This window comes from Brevundimonas sp. UBA5713, assembly GCF_002419815.1.
Taxonomy (GTDB): domain Bacteria; phylum Pseudomonadota; class Alphaproteobacteria; order Caulobacterales; family Caulobacteraceae; genus Brevundimonas.
Genome location: NZ_DIGV01000057.1, coordinates 1 through 8578 on the forward strand (window position 1 = coordinate 1; position 8578 = coordinate 8578).

Annotated in this window: 9 protein-coding genes and 1 pseudogene; 7 read left to right on the plus strand and 3 right to left on the minus strand. The window is 64.4% G+C overall.

Features of this window, described 5'->3' with window-relative positions:
- The 3 genes and pseudogenes from B3B04_RS13575 to B3B04_RS13585 form a co-directional block, all read right to left on the minus strand.
- A partial coding sequence (locus B3B04_RS13575; RefSeq protein WP_292043648.1) for a TMEM43 family protein occupies positions 1 to 649 on the minus strand: 649 nt, incomplete at its 3' end.
- A gap of 76 nt (positions 650 to 725) precedes the next feature.
- Positions 726 to 1172: pseudogene (locus B3B04_RS14660) on the minus strand (TMEM43 family protein); the annotation flags it as partial.
- Positions 1173 to 1251: 79 nt separating this feature from the next.
- Positions 1252 to 1704: a peptidase S1 gene (locus B3B04_RS13585; RefSeq protein ID WP_292043651.1), complete on the minus strand. Its 453-nt coding sequence runs from the start codon at positions 1702 to 1704 to the stop codon at positions 1252 to 1254.
- Between the two features lie 202 nt (positions 1705 to 1906).
- On the opposite strand from B3B04_RS13585, the gene B3B04_RS13590 reads away from it, so the two are divergent.
- The 7 genes from B3B04_RS13590 to B3B04_RS13620 all read left to right on the plus strand — a co-directional run.
- Positions 1907 to 3874, plus strand: a complete 1968-nt coding sequence (locus B3B04_RS13590) for a sensor histidine kinase (RefSeq protein ID WP_292043653.1) — start codon at positions 1907 to 1909, stop codon at positions 3872 to 3874.
- Between the two features lie 10 nt (positions 3875 to 3884).
- A complete protein-coding gene (locus tag B3B04_RS13595) occupies positions 3885 to 4550 on the plus strand; it encodes a response regulator (protein WP_292043655.1) in 666 nt (221 codons plus the stop codon).
- A 98-nt stretch (positions 4551 to 4648) separates the two neighbouring features.
- The gene (locus B3B04_RS13600; RefSeq protein WP_292043657.1) at positions 4649 to 5128 is read left to right on the plus strand and encodes a hypothetical protein; all 480 of its coding nucleotides are present in this window, start codon (positions 4649 to 4651) and stop codon (positions 5126 to 5128) included.
- Positions 5128 to 5616, plus strand: coding sequence for a hypothetical protein (locus tag B3B04_RS13605; RefSeq protein WP_292043658.1), 489 nt, complete (start codon positions 5128 to 5130; stop codon positions 5614 to 5616). Before B3B04_RS13600 ends, B3B04_RS13605 begins: the two co-directional genes overlap by 1 nt.
- A 3-nt stretch (positions 5617 to 5619) precedes the next feature.
- On the plus strand, positions 5620 to 6225 hold the full coding sequence (locus B3B04_RS13610) for a hypothetical protein (RefSeq protein WP_292043660.1): 606 nt from the start codon (positions 5620 to 5622) through the stop codon (positions 6223 to 6225).
- A gap of 116 nt (positions 6226 to 6341) precedes the next feature.
- On the plus strand, positions 6342 to 7397 hold the full coding sequence (locus B3B04_RS13615; RefSeq protein ID WP_292043661.1) for a ligase-associated DNA damage response exonuclease: 1056 nt from the start codon (positions 6342 to 6344) through the stop codon (positions 7395 to 7397).
- Positions 7394 to 8578 (plus strand): cisplatin damage response ATP-dependent DNA ligase (locus tag B3B04_RS13620; RefSeq protein WP_292043662.1); only part of this gene is annotated, 1185 nt, incomplete at its 3' end. The genes B3B04_RS13615 and B3B04_RS13620, both read left to right, overlap by 4 nt.

Here is an 8578-nt window from a genome sequence, read left to right on the forward strand (position 1 = left end):
GGCTATGAGTCCTGAGCCTAGAGGCCTTCTTCTTACGCAGGAAGAAGATGCCGCCGAGGATGGCACCGGCGATCACCAGCAGGATGATGCCGACCAGCGGGCGGAAGACGATCCACGACACGGCGATGACGATCAGGCTCAGCGCTATGCCCAGCACGCCCGAGATCAGGCCGGTGCCCATGCGGACCAGCGAGCCGATGAACGGCACCACGTCTCCCAGCACGCCCAGCGGGCCAAGGATCATGGAGAAGCCGATGATGGCGGCCAGTATGCCGACGCCGCGCAGGATCCACGTCAGGGTCTGATTGGCAGCCTTGGCGGCCTGGAACATTTCCTGAGCCGAGGCCGTGCCCTTACGCACCATCAGCAGATTGGAACCGGCCTTGGTCGGGAATGGACGCAAGGTGTTCTGGGTCTGGGCACCGATGACGCTCAGGGTCGTGTTCTGCGGCACCACGCGATAGCTGATCTTCATGTCGCCCACCTGCGGCGCAGCGGCATTGCTGCCGACATAGACGCTGTTGTCCTGCACGGTAGCCGGACGGGACAGGGCGCGCGAAATGCCCGCAGCCTGTTCGGCGCTGATGGTCAGCGGGGTGTCCGCCGACAGCTGGTTCAGCACAGCCTGATCGATGGTAAAGGCCCCCAAGGTAGCGGTCTCGGCGGCGAACTCGGCGGCTTCTACGGCAGCGGCGGGGNNTCTGGTGGCCCTGCGGCTGGTTGAAGCTGCTGGAGTCGACCGGCGCGGACGACCATTCGGTCGCGTAGCTGTAGGTGGTGACGGTTTCCTCACCGCCGCCCAGCTTGGTGCGGGTCTCGGTGGAGGTCTTTTCCACCCATTGGAAATATTCGACGCTGCGGGCCAGCAGCAGGCCGTCGGCCGTGACGCCCAGCTGGCTGTCGGTACGCGCGCCGCTGGCAGCGGCCGGTGCGGTCAGATGCACAAGCTTGCCTTCATTGGCCGGATCAATGCGGTCTGCTCCGACCGGCACAACGATGCGCGCCCCTTCGTTATTGGAGCGGATCGACTGGATCGAACGTCCCTCGTTCCACGACAGCAGAACGATGGAAATCAGCACGGCCACGAAGCCGACCAGCACGCCCTTGATGGCATTGCCGATGCGCGCGAACCACGAGGTGTTGGTGGTAACCGTCACATTGTCTTGTGACATGGGAAGCCCCCTTCCTGAATGCGGAACGCCCCGGACCGACGAGGCCAGAGGCGTTCCTGATTGGGTTGATGGCCCGCGATTACGGGGTTTCGGTGATCAGCAGGGTGGCCGAGGCCGTGCCGCCGTTCACAGTGCCGACCCAGATGTCATAGACACCCCACTGGGGACGGTTCATGCGGACCTCGGCATCCAGATCGCCGTAGCTGTCATCGTCGCAGTACCAGCGGCCATCAGGGCCGTTGATGATCAGCGTGGTGTCGACGCTGGAGAGGGTGCGGAACACCAGCGGCAGGCCGCCAGCCTCATAGCTGACTTCAAAATCCGGTGCCTCGGAGATGTAGCCCAGGCACGAACCCGGCAGGTTGGCACCGTTCACACTGCCGCCTGCGGTCATTTGCACGCGGTAGGGGTCGGGGGTGAAGCCCGCACTCAGATGGATTTCGCCGAAGTTGGCGGTCAGGTGCGCCGATTGCGCCATGGCCGGGCCGCCGATCAGCAGGCTGGCAGCGGCCAGCAGCAGGGTCTTTTTCATCTTACAGTCCCAAAATTAGCGCAATTCAGCGCCTTCCAGAGCGGCTTTGCCGGTCCAGCCCGTGCGTTGCCTGAACTCTGGATACCCTTGAGACTCAGTGATCTACAGCACCATGGATATGGGGTATGGCGCACTAAAGCGTTGCGGTCGGCCTCATTTACGCCCTAAAATCACTCAGAGTGTTGCTTCTTGGGGATAGTGAATGGCGCATGATGAAAGTCATGTCCGCAGACCTGCGGACGGCGTTCAGCCAACGGAGGGTTCGCCCCTGACGCCCCCATCCTCGCGCACCCGCTCTCTGGTACGCCTGATTGCATCCATCCTGCTGGCGCAGGCCCTGTTCTGGGGCCTTTTCTACATGCCGTGGGGACCCAAGCCGTCGTTCGACAAGATCGACCGCATTCCCTTTGCCAATGCACAGCTGGCCGAACTGACCCGCCCCACACCGTCGGCAGCGGATGCGGCCACGCACCGCAAGGTCAACCTGCCCTATGTGGATTGCTGCGACCCGTCCTATCTGTCGCTGAAGATGACCTTTGAGGTGCCCGAGCCGCCTGTCGAGGGGTTGGGTCTGGTCGCCTTCCAGCAGGTGGACAACTTCATCTACCGCATCAATGGCTCCATCATCCACCAGCGCGGTCGGATGGACATGGGCCGACAGACCTTCCACGGCCAGCGCCCCTATGTGCTGCATGTTCCACAAGGGTTGCTGAAGGCGGGCGAGAACGAGCTGTCCATCATCACCGTGCGTGAGGGCCACCCCTATACCGACCTGATCGAGCCGCTGATGGGGCCGCATCGGCAGGTGCAGGAACTGACAGCGTTGCGTCTGTGGCAGACGGTGGATTACCGCATGCTGGGCGGCATGCTGACCCTGACGCTGGGCCTGTTCGGCCTGATCATGATTTTCCGCTCGCAGGAAAAGCGCTTTGCCTTCTGGCTGACGGTGCTGTGCTGGGCGTGGACGGCCTATGCGGCCTATGGCCTCTATCTGTCGCTGCCGCTGTCGGGCGTGGGGCGACTGATCTTCTTCTTTGCCGTGACGGCGCTGGTGAACAGCAGTCTGGTGTGTTTCATCGATGCGTGGACGCGCCGACCGCTGCCGTGGGTGCAGCCGGTGATGATGGCCGTCTGGGCTGCCTTCACGGCCGTGGCCGTCTACGCCATGTATGTCATGCCGCAACCCTCGGGCCATGATCTGATGACAGCCTTATGGGGCTGGTTCGGCTTTGCGGCAGGCGTGGCGGTGGTGGTGCGTCTGTTGTGGCATTTCGCCGTTGCCGAGGAAGTGCGCGTCCTTGAAGCCTCTATTTTGAGCGTCTGCGCCGTCTGTCTGGCGCTGGACGGCATCGGCGGCAAGTTCGGCCTGCTGTCCGGTGCCTATCTGATCGAGTCGGCCCCCTTGCTGTTGCTGGCCATGCTGATCGCCTTCATCCAGCGTAATTTCCACCTGTTTCAATCGGCGCTGAGCCTGAACAGCCTGCTGGAATCCAATCTGAAGAAGCGCGAAGCCGAGCTGGAAGAAGCCCACCAGCGCGAGCGCCAGTTGACCGAGCTGCAGGCCCGTAACGAAGAGCGTCGACGCCTGATGCAGGACATGCACGACGGCGTGGGAGGCCAGCTGGTCGGCCTGCTGCTGGAGGTGCGTCGGGGCGCTGCCGATAACGAGCGCATGGCCGAGGGGCTACAGGCGGCCATGGATGAAATCCGTCTGATGATCGATTCCGTCGATGCGCCCGGCACCTCGCTGGAGACCATGCTGTGCGTGTTTGAAAACCGCGTACGCCCGCGCGTGGAAGGGGCCGGTTTTGGCTTCGACTGGGATGTTCATATGAATACGCCCGCCGACCTGTCGCCCAATGAAGTGCTGCAAATCTTCCGCGTCATGCAGGAAGCGGTGACCAATGCCATGAAGCATTCGGGCGGTGACCGCATCAGCGTCACCGTTAAGGATCTGGACGGGACGCTGGACCTGTCCATCCGTGACAACGGCCACGGCCTGACAGAGAACGACGCCCCGCGTCAGGTCGGACAGGGCGGTCACGGCCTTGGCAATATGAGCATGCGGGCGCAATCGATCGGCGGCGAACTGGCATGGGAAGACGCCCGACCGGGCACCTGTGTGCGCCTGCGCGTGCCTCTGCGTTCCGGCCTCCCCCAAGCGGCCTGAGTATTCACCCATGACCGACACCTCCCCCGTGCGCCGCATCGGCGTGCTCGAAGACAGCGTTCCGGTACGCGAGCATTTCGAATACATTCTGGGTCAGGCCGAAGATCTGATGCTGTGCGGCACGGCAACCTGTCTGGCCGAGCTGCCCGACTTGCTGGACACCCAGCCCGACCTGATCCTGACCGATCTCGGCCTGCCGGACGGCAGCGGGCTGGACCACATCCCCGGAATCAAGGCCAAGGGGATCAAGTCTTTGGTCATCACCGCCTTTGGCGACCGCGAGACGGTCGTGTCCGCGCTGGGCGCAGGAGCGGACGGCTATCTGTTGAAGGACTCCACCACCGAGTCCGTGCTGGAGGGCATCCGCGTCACACTGGATGGCGGGGCCCCCATCAGCGCCTCAGCAGCGGTGTTTCTGCTGGAGAGGTTGCGCGAACCGGCCACGCCGGCTCCTGCACCCGTAAACACGCCGCCCGCCGAGCGCCTGACCCCGCGCGAGACCGAGCTGCTGACCCTGTTCTCACGCGGCCACAGCTATAAGTCTGCTGCGCGCGAACTGGGCATATCGCCGCTAACCGTGGGCGATCACGTGAAGGCCATCTACCGGAAACTGGAGGTTAATTCTCGCGGTGAGGCGGTGTTCGCCGCCGTGCAGAAAGGCCAGCTGACGCTCTAGCCCCCATATTCATGGCGCTAGGCCCGAAGCCGGCTCCTCCTATGATCTGCGCCACGGGCCAAAGCGGCCCACGTGCTTATTCAGGAGGGCTGAATCCCATGAAGTTCACATCTGCACTGGCCGCTGTGGCCGCGATCGCTGCTGCCACCACCCTCGCCGCTTGCGGCCAATCGGAAGCTCCGGCTGCTGATGCGGCACCGGAAGCGCCGCAAGCTCCGGCTGTCGAGACGCCGGAACAGGTCGCCGCCCGTGTGGCCGCCTCCATGACCCCGCTGGAATATGCGCTGCGTCAGGTGTCGTGCAACGAAGCCATGTCCGCCGCCAAGCGCGCCCGCGAAGGCAGCTTCACGCCGGAACTCACCGCCAAGGTCGCCGAGACCGAGCGTATGGACTTCATCAAACTGACCCGTGCCGTGCGTGAACTGGGCGGCGACCACACCGCCATCAACACCGCCCAGCGTGCCATCATCACCCTGCCGCAACGCGTCGAGGACGTGACGCCGGAATATGTGGCCCAGACCGAAGAGTGTCTGGCCATCGTGACCGTGGAAAGCGCACGTCAGAAGGCGGCTGAATAATGAAGGCTGCATTCTCCATCCTGATCGCCATGGGCGCAGCCGTCACCTTGGCCGCCTGTTCCAAGGCCGAGGAGGCCCCAGCCGCCGCCGAGGCCGAAGTGGCCCCGATTCCGGCAGAGGCTCCGGCCAGCGATCCAGCCTCGGTCTTGCCCCCCGAAGCGGCAGCCTTTGTCGCCTCCTTGTCGCCCGAAGAGCTGGCACAGGCCCGTCTCAGCTGTGTGGAAGCCATCCGCACGGCCAAGGCCAACCCGCACATCTTTGACGCCGAACTGGCCGAGCAACTGGGCGAGATCGACTATCTGAGCCGCACCGAGCTGCTGACCAAGCCGCCGCTGAACGCCCTGAGCATCGAACAGGCCCGCGCCATCATGGACTTGGCTCCGCAGTTCAATGCCAAGAGCCAACCTACGGTTGATGAAACGACCGGCGTTCGCCAATGTGTCATGCTGGTGAAGCATTACGAAGCCGAGAAGGCTGCCAAGGGTTAAGTGATGAAGCGTGTACTGGTCTGTTGTGCCGTTCTCGGGCTGGCATCCTGTGATCAGGCGCGCCCGTCACTTGATGCCCCCGCAGGCTCGGTCGAGGCTGCGGGCGAGACTTCGGGGGTTCCCGCCACCCCCGAAGTCCAGGCCATGGCCGATGTTGGCGCGCCCCAGCGACTGACCCAACAGCCCCAGCTTTTGTCCGGTGAGCGCATGTCCGAAAAGCCGCGTCAGGCCACCATCTACACCCCGCCTGCCGGCTCGCCCGAGCGGGTCGACCTGATGAATGCCCTGCGCAGTCAGGTGCGGGGCGAACTGGGCGGGGAGGCGATCTTTCTGGTGTCGGAACTGCGCTCCAACGGCGAATGGGCGTTCGGCAATCTGGACCCGCAGTGGCGCGACGGTCGCACCATCGATCCGCGCAAGACGCCGCTGTATCAACAGAACCCCGGCTTCCCGTTTGATGGTCTGGGCATTCAGGCCATCTGGAAAAAGGAGCGCGGCCGCTGGCAGGTTTTTGCCCACGCCATCGGCGCGACCGACGTCTGGTGGGGCGAATATTGCGACCGTGTTCCCCACGCGGTTCTGGGCGGCGTCTGCACCCACGGGAACTGATCCAACACCTGTCTGGCCGGTCTTGGGGACAGCCAGACCCAAAGGCGGTTGCGCGAGGGGCGCGACCGCCTTTTTCATGCGCGCAACCTGTCGCCTCATACCTGCGTTAGCTTGACATGACAGACAGCTCTCACGGTCCGGACGCCCGCCGCTTTGCCGCTGTTCTGCACCCGACGCCCCAAGGGCTGTGGTGTCCGGAGGGGCAGTTCTACATCGACCCGCCGCGCCCTGTAGAGCGAGCCGTCATCACCCACGGACACGCCGACCACGCGCGCTGGGGCCACGGCCATGTGCTGGCCACGCCCGAGACGCTGGCCATCATGGCCACGCGTTACGGGGCCGATTTTGCGGGCAGCACCCAGAGTCTCGAGTACGGCGAGCGGGTGAAGGTGAATGGCGTGGATGTCTCGCTGCATCCGGCCGGCCATGTGCTGGGCTCGGCGCAGGCGGCCATCCATCAGGACGGCATTACCATTACAGCCTCTGGGGATTACAAACGCCGCCGCGACCCGACCTGTGCGGGGTTCGAACCCGTCAAAAGCGATGTGTTCATCACAGAAGCGACCTTTGGGCTGCCGGTCTTTCGCCACCCGCCGGACATGCAGGAAATCGGCAAGCTGCTGCACTCGCTGCAACAGTTTCCGGAGCGGGCGCATCTGGTCGGGGCATACGCCTTGGGTAAGGCGCAGCGGGTAATGAAACTGCTGCGCGAGGCGGGCTATGACGAGACCATCTATGTGCATGGCGCGCTGGAAAAACTGAACCGGCTGTATGAGGCCTTCGGCGTCGATCTCGGCCCGTGGCAGACGGTGGCGGGGTTAAAGGCCGACTTTGCGGGCAAGATCATCATCGCCCCGCCGTCGGCCATCGCCGACCGCTGGAGCCGCCGCTTTCCCGATCCGGTCGCGGCCTTTGCCAGTGGCTGGATGAGCGTGCGGGCGCGGGCGCGGCAAAGGGGGGTGGAGCTACCCATCATCCTGTCCGACCACGCTGACTGGGACGAGCTGACCGACACCCTGACCGAGCTTTCCCCCACCGAGGTGTGGATCACCCACGGGCGCGACGATGCCCTGTCGCGGTGGGCGCAGATCAACGGCATGACGGCGCGGGCGCTGCATCTGGTTGGGTATGAGGACGAGGACGACGAGCCTGTCGAAGAGGCCACGGCATGAAGGCCTTTGCCGAACTGCTGGACCGTCTGGCGCTGACGGCATCGCGTAACGCCAAGCTGCGGCTGATTGCCGACCATCTGCGGACGGTGCCCGATCCTGATCGCGGCTGGGCGCTGGCGGCGCTGACAGGCGGCCTCTCGTTCAAGGAGGCCAAGTCCAACACCATCCGCAAGGTGGTGGAGGGACGCGTCGATGCCGAGCTGTTCCGCCTGTCCTATGACTATGTGGGCGATCTCGCCGAAACGGTGGCCCTGATCTGGCCCACGCGGCACGGGGCCAACCGCGAGCCGGATGTGTCGGAGGTGATCGAGGCCCTGAACACCGCCAAGCGCGGCGAGGTGCCGGACCTGCTCGAAAACTGGCTGGATGCGCTGGATGCCGAGGGGCGCTGGGCGCTGTTAAAACTGGTGACGGGCAGTTTGCGCGTGGGCGTCTCGGCGCGACTGGCATGGCAGGCGGCGGCGGACTATGGCGGCGTGGACGTGAGCGACATTCAGGAGGTCTGGCACGGGCTGGAGCCGCCCTACCTCGACCTGCTGGCATGGCTGGATGGCAAGGCCGAGCGGCCAGATGTCGAGACCCATGGCCGTTTCCGCCCCGTCATGCTGGCCCACCCGATCGACGAGGCGACCGAGATGCCGCGTCTGAACCCCGCCGACTTCGTGGCCGAATGGAAATGGGACGGTATCCGCATTCAGGCCGTCAGCGAGGGCGGCGTCAAACGCCTCTATTCCCGCACGGGCGAGGATATCGGCCACGCCTTCCCCGATGTGATCGAGGCGATGGATTTCGAGGGTGTTCTTGATGGCGAGCTGATCGTCACCCGCGACGGGGTGATGGGCAGCTTTTCAGACCTGCAACAAAGGCTGAACCGCAAGAGCGTCGATGCCAAACGCATGGCGGCGTTTCCTGCGGGCATCCGGGCCTATGACTTGTTGGCCGACGGTGAGGAGGACATCCGCGCGCTTCCCTTTGATGAGAGGCGCAAACGGCTGGAAGCCTTCATCGCCGCCGTGCCTTCGTCGCGCATCGACATCTCGCCGCTGGTCGATATCGAAAGCTGGGAAAAGCTGGCCGAGCTTCGTGCCAGCCCGCCGGAAGGCGATGCGCGGCTGGCCGAAGGCTTCATGCTGAAACGCCGCGACAGCGTTTATGAGGCGGGCCGCCCCAAGGGGCCGTGG